Source organism: Streptomyces hypolithicus, assembly GCF_052934925.1.
On the sequence record NZ_CM128811.1, the window covers coordinates 1882833 to 1897019 of the forward strand.

Genomic DNA, 14187 nt, shown 5'->3' on the forward strand with positions numbered 1-14187 from the left:
CCCACCGGACACACCCGCAGAACGTCACACCGTCCACCCCATCGTGTTCATGTTCGCTAAAACCATGTGCTCGCCCAGCAGTTGTGAACCCCGTCTTCCTGCACGGCACGAAGACCTACGATACGAACTGTGCGAGGACCTCGGCGGCCGCCTCCCGGACGCGGTCGTGGTCCCGGTCGACACCGGCACGCTGCTGGGCGGCGCTGCGGGCGACACCACCTCCGGCCGACCACACCGTCGTGGTGCCGCTGTGCGGTGCGGGAGCCAGAACAGGGATCGCCATTTTGTGAGAAAATGGAACATAGTACCACACCGAGCAGGAGGTGGATCATGGGGCAGCCACGTGAGGTCATGGATCGGCTCACCGAGGCGTTCACCACGACCAAGGACGTCAAGGCCGTCATGGAGTGCTTCGCCCAGGACGCCGTCGCCGTCACGCCGGACGTAGGGGAGATCCGGGGGCGGGAGGCCATCGGCGAGTACTTCGGGCAGATGATTGACGCGGTGCCGGACGGCGCGTACGAGCCGGTGACCAAGTTCGAATCGGGCAGCACGGCCATCGACGAGGGGTTCTTCAGCGGAAAGAACACCGGGCCGATGGTTCTGCCATCCGGGGAGCGCCTGGAACCGACACAGCGGGAAGTCAAGATCAGGGGCTGCGACTTCGCCGCCGTCCACGACGGGCAGATCGTCAGTTACCGGCTGTACTTCGACCAGTTGGACTTCTACGGGCAGCTGGGTCTCATGCCGGACATGCCGTCCTGAGAAGCACAACCGCGCGTGCCACAACCGCGCGTGCCTGGGGTTCGACGGGCGCAGCCGCCGCCCGCCGTCCCCGGCGCAGCCCGCTGCCCGGACCTCAGCGTCCCTTGCGGGCCACGTAGTAGACGTTGAGGATGTCGCCCTCCACCTCGCGCACCTCGACTTGGCCGAATCCCGCCTCCGCCAGCATCCGCAGCGCCGTCTGCCGCCCCCACACCGTGCCGAGGCCCGCGCCGCCCTCACCGAGCGAGACGGTCATACAGTAGAAGACGGAGAAGGCGTAGAGCGTGGGGCCGAGCGGATGGTCGATGTTCTCCTCCAGCTTGCTGGAGGCGGCGATGTCACCCATCAGGAAGACCCCGTCGTCCCGCAGCGCCCCGGCGACGGCCGACAGGGTGAGCGCGGGGCGGGCCAGGTCGTGGATGACGTCGAAGGCGGTGATCAGGTCGTACGTACGGGTCAGTTCGGCGGTGTCCGTCACCTCGAAGCGGGCGTTGTCCAGGCCCAGCAGCAACGCCTCCTCGCGCGCCGCCGCGATGCCCTTCTCGGAGATGTCGACGCCGAGGAACCGGCTCGCGGGGAAGGCCGCGGCCAGCAGGTTGACCGCGTGCCCCTGGCCGGTGCCGATGTCCAGGGCGTCGATGCCGGTGCTCAGCCGCTCGGTGAGACCCGGCGCGAGCGGAATGATCGCGTCGACCAGGGCGGCGTCGTACACCCGCGCCGTCTCCTCGGCCTGGAGCTCCTGGAACCGCGGATAGGCGTCGTACGGGACGCCGCCGCCCCGTCGGAACGCGTCGAGCACCTTGTCCTCGACGCCGCCCAGCAGAGCGAGGTCCTGCATGAACGACGCCATGTTGTCGGGCCCGGCGGCCCGGACGACGGAGGCGGCGTGCTCGGGCGGCAGCAGGTACGTGCTCGTGGCCGGGTCGTACTCCACGACCCGGCCCACCGTCATCCCGCCGAGCCATTCCCTCACGTACCGCTCATCGAGGCGGGCGGCCGCGGCGATCTCGGCGCTGGTCGACGGCGGCAGGCCGGACATGACGTCGAAGAGCCCGGTGCGGTGGCCGAGACTGCACAGGTAACCCAGACAGGAGTCGTTGAGCACCTGCGTCATGCGCTCCGCGAACTGCGCCTGCCGCGCACGGTCCAGCGCCTGCTCAGTCATCGCGACCTCCTGAGCCCCGAGGGATGTCCCGCCCGGCGTCCCGACCGTCCCGGCGTACTGCCCCCGCCCTTCGATGCTACGCCGCCGGAACGCTGCGGGCAGCGCGCACCGAAGAGGCAACTGCTGGCCGGGTACGGTCAGTCGTCAATCCGGTCAAGGACGTCGGCGAGGTCCACGAACTTGAAGCCGGTCCCCTCGCGGTCGCCGTCCGTGGGGGTGGCGTGGCCGTCCTGGACGACGAGCAGGCCGTGGGGGTACTTCGCGCCCAGCGGGGCGTTGAGGACCGCCGCGCCGTCGGATTCCTCGGCGCCGTCGATGGCGCGGGTGGCGGTGACGCGGAAGCCGCCCTCGTACTCGTTGGCGTCCCCGACCTCGCGGTCGTACGCGGCGAAGGTGTCATCGCCCTGGCTGGAGGCGAGCAGGTAGCCGTCGCCCCCCGGCTCGGTCAGCAGGGTCAGACCCTCGACGTCGGCCGCCAGCCGCTTGCCGCCATAGCCGCGGTCGGCGCCCGCGGCGCACTCCTCGGTCTCCTCGTCGTACGTGCCGGGGACCCCGTACTCGCGCACCTTGTCCATCAGCTTCGGGACGCCCGTGAGGTCGGCGCGCAGGCGCCAGATGCCGACGCCCTCCTGCCCGGCGTAGAGCGTGCCGTTCTCCGGGTCGGCGACCATGCCCTCGACCTGCGGCAGCTCGCCCGGCTCGCCGCACGGTGTCCAAGAGGCGCCGCTCGGGAGGCGGAAGGCGGACGGCAGATCCAGGGTGCGGACCTTGCGGTAGGTGACGGTGCCGGCGCGGGTGGGGATCAGCTCCAGCAGGGCGATGCTGGTGCGCTCGCGGCGGCTGACCAGGGCGTACGAGCGACCGGACGCGGGGTCGGTCCAGGTGGCCAGGCCGTAGGCGGTGCGCTGCTCGTTGATCTCGTCCTGGCCCGCGGAGAAGACGGGCGGGGCCTGCGGGGCGGTGACGTCGACGAGCGGGCCACCGGGGCGGCCGGGGGCGATGCGGTGGATACGGAGGCGGTCGTGACCGCGGTCGCTGGTGACGGCGACGTCCGCGCGGCCGGACACCAGGCGCAGGCGGTGCACGAGGTCGACGTTGTTGAACCGGCCGGGGGCGTCCTCGGGCCCGGCGGCGGGGGGCGCGGCGATCGTCTGGACCTGGCGGGCGTCGAGGTCGTACACCCGCAGGCCGCCCTCCTTGGCGGTGGCGATGACCAGACTGCGGCCGGGATCGGCGGCGTTGCGCCAGATCGCTGGGTCGTCGGCGTTGGCGCTGCCGCCCGCCTCGTCGTCGTACAGCGTGGCCGTCTCGGCCCGCGGGGTGACGGCGGGCAGAGAGGCGGAGCCGCGGCCCTGCGCGGGCCCGGCCGCGAGCGCGGCGAGCGCGGCGGCCAGGACGGTGACGGTGACGACGGCGGAACGGGCGGGGCGGTGGGGCCTGTGCACAGCGAAGTCCTCACTGTCGGGAACATGGCAACAGCCGTGCGTGAGCGTGCAGTTGCCGAGCGACCGCCTCCGGTACGGCGGGCGCTGTGCGCGTGATGCATGGGTGAACGGTCCGCGCCCGTTCGATCGGATGCCCCTGCGCCACGCGCTTGCCCGGCGCGGGGCACCTGGGCTCCGCCGCACGACGCGCCCTCGGGACGGGCGCAATCGTGGGCGGGGCGGGGCTGGAGGACGAGGCTGAGGAACGGGTGCTGGATCTCGTTGCAGGACAGTGGAATTGAGGTCCTGCGGGCGGGGATGGTGGGCGTGCTCGGCGGCTCGGGTGGCGGCGGGGAAGGCGTGGGCGAGCATGGCCAGGGCGTCGACGCGGAACCGGCCGGCGTCGTCTGTCCCACTGCGCGGCAGGTACAGCTCCCGGTCGATGGCCGCATACCCGCGGCAGGTCGCGTAGGCGAGGTAGACCCCGACCTGGGAATTCTCGATCCGACCGGCGGTGCCGATGTACTGTGCCAGGCTGCCGTGCCTGGTCTGTGCCACCTCACGCGCTATCGGCGGCTACTGGAGCGTACGGGGACCGCGGCAACCGCGTTCGGCACCGCTCAGTGGCGGTCCTGTTCGAAGGTCCGGAGCAGGTCTGCCGCGACGCTCACCGCGATCGTGGCGGGTTCCTTGCCGGTGATCTCGGTCATTCCGATCGGTGTCTCGATCCGGTCGATGGTGGCGGCGTCGTGGCCGCCCTCGGTGGCCAGGCGGTGCCGGAACCGCGCCCATTTGGCGGCCGAGCCGATCAATCCGATCGAGCCGAGATCGGTGGTGCGCAAGGCAGCGTCGCACAGTGCGGCGTCCTCGGCATGATCATGGGTCATGATCAGGATGTGGGTGCCGGGTGCTAGCTCCTCGAGCACCTCCTCCGGGAGCAGCGGTGTGTGGTGCACGTGGATCTGCGCCACCGCATCCGCGAGCACGCCGAGCCGTTCGTCAGTGAGTACGTCGGGGCGGGTATCGATCAGGTGCAGATCGAGGTTGTGGCGGGCCAGGATACGTGCCAGCTCCAACCCGACGTGCCCGACGCCGAAGATCGCCACCGCTGGGACCACCGGCAGCGGTTCGAGCAGTACGGTGACGGCTCCGCCGCAGCATTGCACGCCGTGTCGGTTGGTGACCTTGTCGTTGAGGGCGAACTCCATCAGCTCCGGCTCCGGATCGGGCATGCCGATCAGCTCGCGGGCCCGATCGATCGCGACGGCCTCGATGTTGCCGCCGCCGATCGAACCCCAGGTCTCGGTCCGTCCCACAACGAGTTTGGCACCGGCCCGGCGGGGCGCGTGGCCGCGCACGGTCGCGACGGTCACCAGCGCGCCGGCTTCCCGGCGGGCTCGCAACCGCGCGACCGCGGCCACCCAGGTCATGTCAGGCATTGCTCAAAGCGCTTGTGGTGGTGCGGATCTCGCTGCCGTTGCTCTGCACGTCGCTTCTGCGGGTTGCTTCGATGGCCCAGTACACCGCCTCCGGCGTCGCGGGGGAGGCGAGTTCCACGCTGACTCCGGCGGGCCCGAATGCAGCGGCGGCCTGCCGCAGCGCTTCTCGCACCGAGAACGCCAGCATCAGCGGAGGCTCACCCACGGCCTTGGACCCGTACACCGAGCCCTCTTCGGTGGCGTTCTCCATCAGCGTGACGTTGAACTCCTCGGGCATCTCCGAGAAGCTCGGCAGCTTGTACGTACTCGCGGCCTGGGTCAGCAGCCGGCCGCGGTTCGGCCCGTCGCCGGTGTCCCAGCGCATGTCCTCGAGCGTCAGCCAGCCCGCGCCCTGCACGAAACCGCCCTCGACCTGACCGATGTCGATCATCGGGGACAGGCTGTCGCCGACATCGTGCACGATGTCCACCCGCCGGATGCGGTACGCGCCGGTGAAGCCGTCCACCTCCACCTCGGCCGCGGCGGCGCCATAGGAGAAGTACTTGAACGGCGAACCCTGGAACGTCTTCGCGTCCCAGTGCAGACCCTCGGTCCGGTAGAAACCGGCCGCCGACAACTGAACTCGCTGGAAGTAGGCGGTGCGCACCAGGTCGTCCCAGCCCAGCTCCTTGTCGCTGCCGAGGGAGCGCGCGACGCCCTCGACGATGCGCACGTCCGAGGCGTTCGCACCCAGCTGGGTGCCGGCCACCTGAAGCAGCCGCTCGCGCAACTGCTCGCAGGCGTTCTTCACCGCCGCACCGTTGAGATCCGCCCCGGAACTGGCGGCGGTGGCAGAGGTGTTGGGCACCTTGTCGGTACGCGTCGGGGCCAGCCGCACCTTGTGCAGCGGGATGCCCAGCGTGGTCGCGGCCACCTGCAGCATCTTGGTGTGCAGGCCCTGGCCCATCTCGGTACCGCCGTGGTTGATCAGGACAGAGCCGTCCTTGTAGATCAGCACCAGCGCGCCGGCCTGGTTGAAGGCGGTGAGGTTGAACGAGATGCCGAACTTGATGCCCGTGAGCGCGAGCGCCCGCTTGGTGTTCGGGTGCGCGGCGTTGAAGGCCGCGATCTCACGCTTCCGATCGGCGATGCCCACGTTGTCCTTGACCTGCTGCCAGACGGCAGAGATCCGCTCGGGATGACCGACCGGCTGTCCGTACGGCGTCGAGTGGCCCTGCCGATAGAAGTTGCGCTCCCGCAACTCCATCGGATCCAGGCCGAGCAGCGGCGCGCACCGGCCCATGATGTCCTCGATGACCAGCATGCCCTGCGGTCCGCCGAAGCCACGGAAGGCGGTGTTGGAGACCTTGTTGGTCTTGGCGATGCGACCGGCGATGCGCGCGTTGGGAATCCAGTACGTGTTGTCGATGTGGCACAGCGCGCGGGCCACCACCGGCTCGGACAGGTCCAGGCTCCAGCCGCCGTCGGCGGTCAGGGTGGCTTCCAGGGCCTGGATGCGGCCGTCGGAGTCGAAGCCGATCTTCCACGTGGCGTGGAACCCGTGCCGCTTGCCGGACATGGTCAGGTCCTGAGTCCGGTTGAGCCGCAGCCGGACCGGCCGACCGGTCAGTTTGGCACCGAGCGCGGCGATGGCCGCGAACCCGTGCGGCTGCATCTCCTTGCCGCCGAAGCCGCCGCCCATCCGCAGGCACTGCACGGTCACCTCGTGACTGTGCAGGCCGAGCACGTGCGCGACGATTTCCTGTGTCTCCGACGGGTGCTGGGTGCTGCTCTGGATGAACACCTGCCCGGCCTCGTCGATATGGGCCAGCGCCGCGTGCGTCTCGAGATAGAAGTGTTCCTGGTCGGAGAACTGGAACTCGCCGGTGAAGACGTGCGCGGAGTCGGCGAAGCCAGCGTCGACGTCGCCGGTCAGCATCATGGGCTTGGCGCCGTGAAAACTGTTGGCCGCGATCGCGTCCTGCAGCGTGACCAGGGAGGGCTGTTCGTCGAGTTCCACCTCGACGGCCGCCGCACCCAGCCGGGCCGCCTCCAGGGTCTCGCCCAGCACCCAGGCGACCGCGTGGCCGTAGAACATGACCTCGTCGGGGAACAGCGGCTCGTCGTGCTTCATGCCGGCATCGTTGACGCCGGGCACGTCGGCAACGGTCAGCACGCGGACCACACCGGGCACGGCGAGCGCGGGCTCGGTGCGCAGCGCGGTGACCCTGCCGTGGGCCTTCATGACCTGGACCGGGTGGGCGTGCAGCACGTCCTTGGTGCGGTAGACCAGGTCGTCGGTGTAGAGCGCGGTGCCGGTGACATGCAGGCTCGCGCTCTCGTGCGGCATCGAAACGCCGACGACAGGCTTTTCGGGGCGCTCGGACAAATGACTCATGACGACACCGCCTCGGTGGTTTGTGCGTACAGCTTGAGCAGGCTCTGGCCGAGCATCGCGGAGCGGTAGCCGGCGCTGGCGCGGTGATCGTTCATCGGTGTGCCCTGGGCCTGCAGCACCTGGGCTGCGGCCTCGACGGTCTCCGCCGTCCATGCGTTGCCTTCCAGGGCCGCCTCGGCGGCGAGGGCGCGGATCGGGGTGGCGGCCACGCCGCCCAGGCCGATGCGTGCCTTGCGGACGATCCCGTCCTCGATGTCGAGCGCAAAAGCGACCGCCACGCTGGAGATGTCGTCGAAGCGCCGCTTGGCGATCTTGTGGAAGGCCGTGACGGGCGACAGCGGCAGCGGGATGCGCACCGCGCGGATCAGCTCGCCGGGGCGGCGCACGCTCTGCCGGTAGCCGGTGAAGTAGTCGGCCAGCGGGACCTCGCGCTCACCGTCGGCATCGGCGAGCACCAGCGACGCCTCCAGCGCGAGCAGCACCGGCGGGCTGTCACCGATGGGGGAGCCGGTACCCAGGTTGCCGCCGATGGTCGCGCTGTTGCGGATGAGCCGCGATGCGAACTGCGGGAACAGCTCTGCCAGCAGCGGGACGCTGCCGTCGAGGCGGCGTTCGATCTCGGTGAGCGTCTGTGCCGCGCCGATCTCGACGTAGTCGGATTCGACTCGCAGCTCCCGCAGTTCGGGCAGTCGGTCGACCGCGACCACGCAATTCGCCCGGCGGGAACGGATATTCACCTCCACGCCCCAGTCGGTGCTTCCGGCGACCACCACCGCGTCGGGCCGCTCGCGCAGCAGCCGCACCGCTTCGGCCAGGGTGCCCGGCCGCAGGAACGCGCTGTCGCCCTGGGTGTATTCGGTGGCAACCGGTTCGGGCGGGGACTGATCGCGACGCTGTGCCAGGGGGTCGTCCTCGGTGGGCGTACCGACGGCGTACGCGGCATCGCGAATCGGGCGATAACCGGTGCAGCGGCACAGGTTTCCGCTCAGCGAGTGCAGATCGAAACCGTTCGGACCGTGCTCGGAGTCGGTGCTGTCGGCCGATTCCGCGTGCGCGCAGCGGTCGGGTCGGTAGTACTCGGAGGCCATGCTGCAGATGAACCCCGGTGTGCAGTAACCGCATTGGGAGCCGCCGCGGACCGCCATCTCCTCCTGCACCGGGTGCAGCGTGGGCGGCATGCCGGGTTCACCGGCGGTGGCGAGACCTTCGGAGGTGATGATCTCCTGACCGTCGAGCGCCGCGACCGGGACCAGGCAGGCGTTGACCGCCACCCAGTCAGTGGGCTTGTTCACCCCGGGACGGGCCACCAGCACCGAACAGGCGCCGCATTCACCCTCGGCGCAGCCCTCCTTGGTGCCGGTGAGGCCACGCTCGCGCAGAAAATCCAGCACCGTGGTGTGGGGCGCGGCCGGTGAAATCGGTATTTCTTTCTCATTGACCGTGATCCGCGCCGCTACCATGGCACATCCTCATTTCGGTGCGCGGTCGATCTGATTGTCCTAGTCGCCATTTCAGGAGCTTTCTATTTCGGTGGCGCAGCTCGAGAATCCAGAGCGCAAATCAGCACGCAACGACGTGCCGCAGGCGCTTACAGAGATGGGAAGGTGCCGGGGCCGCAATCGGGCACTCCGGAAAAGGGGGCTACTCAGCAGCCGTGTGCTACACGACCCGGAACCCAGGCGGTCCGCTGAGCGAGGCGATGCAGGTCGGAGATGGTCAACATCCGAGTTCGCCTCCTTTCAACGGTTCACGGGTCGGGTGCTCGAAATTACGTTGCCGCGGGCCCATCGGTCAAGCCGACGCACGGAAATCAGTAACAATATACATGAATCTGGACAAACCGATCAGATGCTCGGCGGTGTTTCTCACGGTAATGCAGTTCTCCTCTTCCTGCACGCAGTGCAGGCGCAGTAGCGCATACTGGCGCTGCACGCCGACCGTGGTGCTGCTCTTGCTGATATCGCCGGTTTCGTCGACTACCAGCACGCCACGCGGACCGCATCGGCGTCCCACTTGGCCCCCGCCAGCAGGTGCTACAGGCCATCGGGGGGTGGCATGCCAGGCGTGCTCGGCCAGCGTCAGCAGTTCTTGCGCGGCGGGCCCGACAGCAACCCCAGCACGAGCTCCCTCAAGGGGAAGGGCAGCGCGGACGATCATCTGCCGGCGGCTGTCAGAGTCCATCGACGGCGGCCTGTCAGGGTGTCCACCTTCGGCGAGCACGCCGGTGCTGCGCGACGGACTCGCTGGGAGCCATGGCTGCGATGTGGCCGAGAGCCAACGACTTCCCATTCGGCCGACACGACCGCGACCCCATCCAGCCACCCGACAGCCACGAAGATCACGATCTACGGCTGGAGTAACTAGTACTCCAGCCGGACTTCTTCATTTGCGCTGGTCAACGGCTTGGGGGTGGGAAGTGTAGCGGGCTCGCATGGCAGTGGGCGGAACCCAAGATGGGTTCCGCCCACTGCTGGGAGTTCAGGTCTTACTTCCTTTTACGGGCCTGCGCGACTCCGACTATGACGAAAACCAGGATGACAATTCCACCCAACAGCCAGAGAGGAATACCATCAAGCCCCTTGTAGGCCAGTACGGCCGAATCAGCGGGTGATCGCACGAGAGCTCCTTAGTTGGGTGCAGAACCAGAGGTTCCTGATTTAGCTTGTGGCGTCTTCGTAGGCCGCATCTGTGGCCTCACCGACTGCCATTCCACCGACAGCGCAGGGGATTGCTCCCGCTCCGCCGGTTACGTAGGTGCAGCCGGCGGTGAAGGCCTTGTCGGCAGCGAAGCTGATCGCCGTCCCAGCAGCGGCTTTGTAATCTCCTGTTGCCAGCTGGCCGACGAATTCACCAGCAGCGGCGGCGTCCCCGGCCTTACCGACGGTGTCCATCACCCCGCCAAGGCTGAGCGTGCCTTGCGGGTCGATGCGGTTGACGGGGTCACCCTCGGCGTAGAGGTAGGGGTTTTGTTCCTGGCCGGAGGGGTCGGGGGTGGTGAAGCGGCCGATGTTGGGGTCGTAGTAGCGGGCCGCGTAGTGGTAGAGGCCGGTGGGGTCCTGGTAGCCGCCGGCAAACCGGTAGGGCTGGGGCACCTGCTCGTTGGTGGTGGTGTGCTGTACGCCGCGGGGGCTGTAGGCGTACGTGTTGACCTTCGTGCCGGCCTCGTCGGCCAGGGCGACGACGCTGCCGAGTGCGTCGGTCAAGTAGTAGTAGTTCTTCCCCCCGCGGGTCATGGAGTTCAGCGTGCCCCCGGGCTCCCGGTTAAATCCTGAGTCCACCCCGGCCGTGCTCGCTGCAGACAGGCCGAGGGGCCCGTTGTGGAAGAACGTGTCGCCCAGCTTGATGCGCTCGGACTGGTCGGTGGAGCCGTACTGGCCGGCATACGTCTTGCTGCCGACGGTGATGGAGGTCATCTGGGAGTAGTCGGTCCACTTCACCCCCGTGCGCGTGCCCTCCGGTGTGGAGGCGCCGGCGGTTTCGTTGCCGATCTTGTCGTAGGACCAGTTGGTGGTGGAGCCGTCCTTCGCGGTGATCTGCTGGGCGTCGTTGACGGTGTAGGTGGTGCCGCGGGGGCAGCCCTTGTCGACGCCCTGGGAAGTGAGGTTGCCGGCCAGGTCGTAGCAGTACTGCCACGACGAGTTGAGAGTGGCGCCCTTGTTCTCGGCCGCGTAGGAGAAACGCCCGGCACTGTCGTAGCTGTAGGTGGTCTTGGTGCCCGCGACCGTGTTGGTGGTGGTGCGGATCTTTCCGCCGTCGTTGCCGTCGTCCCTGGCGTAGGTGTAGGCGAGGTCGATCAGGGTGCCCTTGGGGCTGGTGGCCTTGATCTTCTCCGGGCGGCCCGACTTGTCCGGAGTGACCTCCTGGACGGTGCTGCCAGGATAGGTCGTCTTGGTGCGGACGTCGTTGTTGTTGTACTCGTAGACGGTGACCTTGCCCTTGGGGTCCTTGAACTCCTTGAGCTTGTTGACCTTGTTCCAGGTGTAGTCGGTCAGGCCGGCCGGGTCCTGGTAGGTGTCGACATTGCCGGCGGGAGTGTAGGTCAGGGTCGTCTGTGATCCGTCCTGCAGGGTGCGGATCGTCTCGCGGGAGAGCGGGTCGAACTTGTACTCCACTACCCCGGTGCCGTCCGAGCGCTGGCGCAGGTTGCCGTCGCCGTCGTAGGCGTAGGTGACGGTGGCGTAGTTGGTGGAGTCGACCTTGGTGACGCGGTCGCGGTTGTCATAGGTGTAGATGACGGTGATGCCGCGTGCGTCCTTGACCGTCGCGGGGCGGCCGAGGTCGTCGTACGTGTAGGTGGTCGTGCCCAGGGGTGCGGGGGCTTTGACGGTCTTCAGGTTGCCCTTGGCGTCGTAGGTGAAGGTGGTGTACACCGACTTCGTCGACATCATCTTGGTGGTCACCTTGCACCGCTGGCCCTCGAAACCACCGCACGTGGCAGTGGCGGGGTTGTAGTCGAAGGTCTGGTTGCCGCCGCCGGTGCCGGTCACCGCGACGGATTTGGTGTTGCCCGCGGTGTCGTAGGTGTAGTCGGTCTTCTCGTCGTCCGCCGTCGTCGTCGACTTCGGCAGATCCGCACCCGCGATCGTCTGGTACCCCGTCATAGTGGCGGTGGCACCGGTGGGCAGCTTCGAGGAAGTGGGGTTGCTGCGTCCGTCCCACCCGTAGGTGGTGACGTTGCCGCCCACACCCCCGGTCCCCATCGCGTCGGCGGCCGTCTCGACATTGCGGTTCGCGTCGAACGTCTTCGAGCGGGAGTGGTCCAGAGCGTCGGTGATCTCCTTCACCTGGCCGTCGCCGTCGTGTTCGTACTTGGTGGCCTGCTGCTCGGGGTCGGTGACCGTGGTCGTGCCGGCCGCCGAGGGGGTGGAGGCGGAGTACTTGTAGGTCCAGGTGGGGCCGGTGTGGCCGGAGCCGTTGAAGTCGGTAGCCCGCAGCATCGAGGTGACGCGGTTCTGGTCGTCGTAGGTGAAGACCGTCACCCGACCCTCCGGGGTCGTGATCTTCGTCAGGCGGCGCGAGGAGTCGTACCCGAGCTGCGTGGCCTTGCCCTCGGTGTCCGTCGTCTTGGCGAGGTCGCCGGACGGGTTGAGGTCGAAGACGGCGGTGCGGCCGGTGTGGTCCTTGGCCTGCCACTGCGAGGCGTTGGTCTTCAGCAGATCCACCCAACGCCCGGAGCGGGTCTCGGTGAGCTTGAACCCCTTGTGCTCACCACCCTCGTCATGCTGGGTGACCGTGATGGTGCCGTCGTTCTTGTCCGTGACCTTCGTCAGCGTGCCGCCGGCGTTGTAGGTGTCCTTGGAGCCTGACTTGCGGTCGGTCAGCGTGTACGTGCCGTCCGCGTTCTTCTTCAGATCCTTGGAGTAGCCCTTCGGGGTGGTGAATGCGCCGTTGGACTCCTTCGTGAAACGGACGGCCGTCCCGGTGGCGTCGTAGATGACGACCTCGGAGGTAAAGATCTCCGCGTAGCGCTCGTACTCCTGCCACCACCGCTGGGACACCTTGCCCCACGGGGCGTCCAAGGAGTTGTACGTCCGTGCCAGGCGCAGCGTCTGCCCCACGCCCGCGATGTCGAAGTCGGTCGCGGCCAGCATCAGGTTGCCGTTGGAGTAATTGACCCGCGCCACCAACGAGTCAGTGATCCGGAAGTCGGAGATCTGGTGCCAGGGCACCGCCCCCTGCCCCTCGGGCACGTAGGTCAGCGGTGCGACGGACGAGCGGGCCGCGGCCGTACCAGCCTTCTCCGGAACCGGAGTGCGGGCGCGTTCCTTCTGCGCCTCGCGCCACGCCGCCACCTCTTCGGATGCGGGCTCTTGGGCTTCGGCGGGTACCGGCTTATTGGAGCCGACCTTCACCTCCGGCATCTGCGTCTTGGGCCCACCCGGCCCCCACGCGGAGACAGGCGCCGGGTCCTTCGCCGGAGCGGCGAGAGCGGGCAGTGCGGAAACACCGAGCGCGACCACCACCAGGGCGGCGGTCAAAGAACTTCTGCCAGATATACGGACACGCCGAAACGGCACGCCGGAAGCGCGCGAAACCATGCAATCCCCCCACGGGACACAAGAGACACAGCGACCGCTACGGCCACCGGAGACTCACACGCTGCCACGGGGCCTTCACACGACACGAACGAGTTCTCGGCCCGAAAACCGTAAACGTGCCAGAACCAGCCGAACTCATTGACCGGTATGCCCAAGAATGCCAGACACCGAGCATCAATTGTCCTGCGGTAACTGTTCAACCACCGAACAAGAGAGTGGCCGAGAACCGCTCACGGATCTGCCCTGGTCTCGCCATCGAACTGACGGCCCGTCAAGGTCGGGCAGAGAGACTCCGCGAAGGAATGACTCGCCCACGGCGACAAGGACGGGCCGGACCGGACAGCGACACCCGTCGCCGGGCGATCGCCGCAGAGGCCCTGGGCCGTGTGGTGTCGGACGCCCTCACGCCCAGAGGACTTGGTGATCGAGGGCTGGGACTCGACGACTGGCTGACCCCCGAGACCCTGTACGCCCAGATCTGCGACTCCGTGCGCGGGCAGGTACATCTCTTCTCCGCCACCGATGAGATTCTGACAACCGCCCCGCACGACGCGGACCGAACCTGGTTCGCGCCGGAGGACATCCAGCTCGTCATCCAGGTGGTCTCGCCCGAGTCCGCCCACCGCGACCGCACAGTCAGGCTGCGCAAATACGCCGAGGCGGGAATCCGGCACTACTGGTGCATCGAGGACGAGAACACCGTCCCTCCCGTCCACGACTATGAGCTTGACGCCCCGACCGGCTCGTACGCGCCAGCCGGGATCTACCGCCACGCGCTACGGCGGCCCCTTCCGTTCGAGATCAGCCTGGATCTCGACAAACTCGCACCGGGCCGGCCTGGCTGACGCCGCGTACGACACCGGGCGACATTGAAGCGGAATGTCCATCGCAGAGCCGCGACCTGCGGAAACGTTGATTCCGAGGGGCCCATCCCAGCACGTTCCCAACACGGGAGAGGTATCCCAGCACCGCGAGCCCG

At 68.1% G+C, this 14187-nt stretch carries 9 protein-coding genes and 2 pseudogenes; 2 read left to right on the forward strand and 9 right to left on the reverse strand.

Annotated elements, in window-relative coordinates:
- Positions 1 to 115 precede the first annotated feature (115 nt).
- Positions 116 to 283, reverse strand: coding sequence for a hypothetical protein (locus ACU6WZ_RS08625; protein WP_447032532.1), 168 nt, complete (start codon positions 281 to 283; stop codon positions 116 to 118).
- A gap of 47 nt (positions 284 to 330) precedes the next feature.
- Here ACU6WZ_RS08625 and ACU6WZ_RS08630 point away from each other — a divergent pair, with 47 nt between their 5' ends.
- Positions 331 to 765, forward strand: coding sequence for a nuclear transport factor 2 family protein (locus ACU6WZ_RS08630; RefSeq protein ID WP_447032533.1), 435 nt, complete (start codon positions 331 to 333; stop codon positions 763 to 765).
- 94 nt (positions 766 to 859) lie between these two features.
- On the opposite strand, the gene ACU6WZ_RS08635 is transcribed toward ACU6WZ_RS08630, so the two are convergent.
- The 8 genes and pseudogenes from ACU6WZ_RS08635 to ACU6WZ_RS08670 form a co-directional block, all read right to left on the reverse strand.
- Complete coding sequence (locus ACU6WZ_RS08635) at positions 860 to 1930, reverse strand: class I SAM-dependent methyltransferase (protein WP_447032534.1); 1071 nt, start codon at positions 1928 to 1930, stop codon at positions 860 to 862.
- A 137-nt stretch (positions 1931 to 2067) separates the two neighbouring features.
- Complete coding sequence (locus tag ACU6WZ_RS08640; RefSeq protein WP_447033933.1) at positions 2068 to 3375, reverse strand: phytase; 1308 nt, start codon at positions 3373 to 3375, stop codon at positions 2068 to 2070.
- Between the two features lie 366 nt (positions 3376 to 3741).
- Positions 3742 to 3894 (reverse strand): annotated as a pseudogene (locus ACU6WZ_RS08645) (transposase); the annotation flags it as partial.
- An 80-nt stretch (positions 3895 to 3974) separates the two neighbouring features.
- Positions 3975 to 4784, reverse strand: coding sequence for a xanthine dehydrogenase accessory protein XdhC (gene xdhC / locus ACU6WZ_RS08650; protein ID WP_447033935.1), 810 nt, complete (start codon positions 4782 to 4784; stop codon positions 3975 to 3977).
- A 1-nt stretch (position 4785) separates the two neighbouring features.
- A complete protein-coding gene (gene xdhB, locus ACU6WZ_RS08655) occupies positions 4786 to 7170 on the reverse strand; it encodes a xanthine dehydrogenase molybdopterin binding subunit (protein WP_447032535.1) in 2385 nt (794 codons plus the stop codon).
- Entirely contained in the window at positions 7167 to 8630 is a 1464-nt protein-coding gene (locus tag ACU6WZ_RS08660) for a xanthine dehydrogenase small subunit (protein WP_447032536.1), read from the reverse strand. The genes xdhB and ACU6WZ_RS08660 overlap by 4 nt, the downstream gene beginning before the upstream one ends.
- A 457-nt stretch (positions 8631 to 9087) precedes the next feature.
- Positions 9088 to 9314 (reverse strand): annotated as a pseudogene (locus ACU6WZ_RS08665) (IS701 family transposase); the annotation flags it as partial.
- 513 nt (positions 9315 to 9827) lie between these two features.
- Positions 9828 to 13148: an RHS repeat-associated core domain-containing protein gene (locus ACU6WZ_RS08670; RefSeq protein ID WP_447032537.1), complete on the reverse strand. Its 3321-nt coding sequence runs from the start codon at positions 13146 to 13148 to the stop codon at positions 9828 to 9830.
- Between the two features lie 362 nt (positions 13149 to 13510).
- On the opposite strand from ACU6WZ_RS08670, the gene ACU6WZ_RS08675 reads away from it, so the two are divergent.
- The gene (locus ACU6WZ_RS08675) at positions 13511 to 14053 is read left to right on the forward strand and encodes a Uma2 family endonuclease (protein ID WP_447032538.1); all 543 of its coding nucleotides are present in this window, start codon (positions 13511 to 13513) and stop codon (positions 14051 to 14053) included.
- The last annotated feature ends 134 nt before the right edge of the window (positions 14054 to 14187 follow it).

Excerpts from the sequence above, each read along its gene's own strand:
- ACU6WZ_RS08675 (WP_447032538.1), top strand. The coding sequence starts at position 13,511 with ATGACTCGCCCACGGCGACAAGGACGGGCCGGACCGGACAGCGACACC.
- ACU6WZ_RS08630 (WP_447032533.1), top strand. The coding sequence starts at position 331 with ATGGGGCAGCCACGTGAGGTCATGGATCGGCTCACCGAGGCGTTCACC.
- ACU6WZ_RS08635 (WP_447032534.1), bottom strand. The coding sequence starts at position 1,930 with ATGACTGAGCAGGCGCTGGACCGTGCGCGGCAGGCGCAGTTCGCGGAG.
- ACU6WZ_RS08660 (WP_447032536.1), bottom strand. The coding sequence starts at position 8,630 with ATGGTAGCGGCGCGGATCACGGTCAATGAGAAAGAAATACCGATTTCA.
- xdhB (WP_447032535.1), bottom strand. The coding sequence starts at position 7,170 with ATGAGTCATTTGTCCGAGCGCCCCGAAAAGCCTGTCGTCGGCGTTTCG.
- xdhC (WP_447033935.1), bottom strand. The coding sequence starts at position 4,784 with ATGACCTGGGTGGCCGCGGTCGCGCGGTTGCGAGCCCGCCGGGAAGCC.
- ACU6WZ_RS08625 (WP_447032532.1), bottom strand. The coding sequence starts at position 283 with ATGGCGATCCCTGTTCTGGCTCCCGCACCGCACAGCGGCACCACGACG.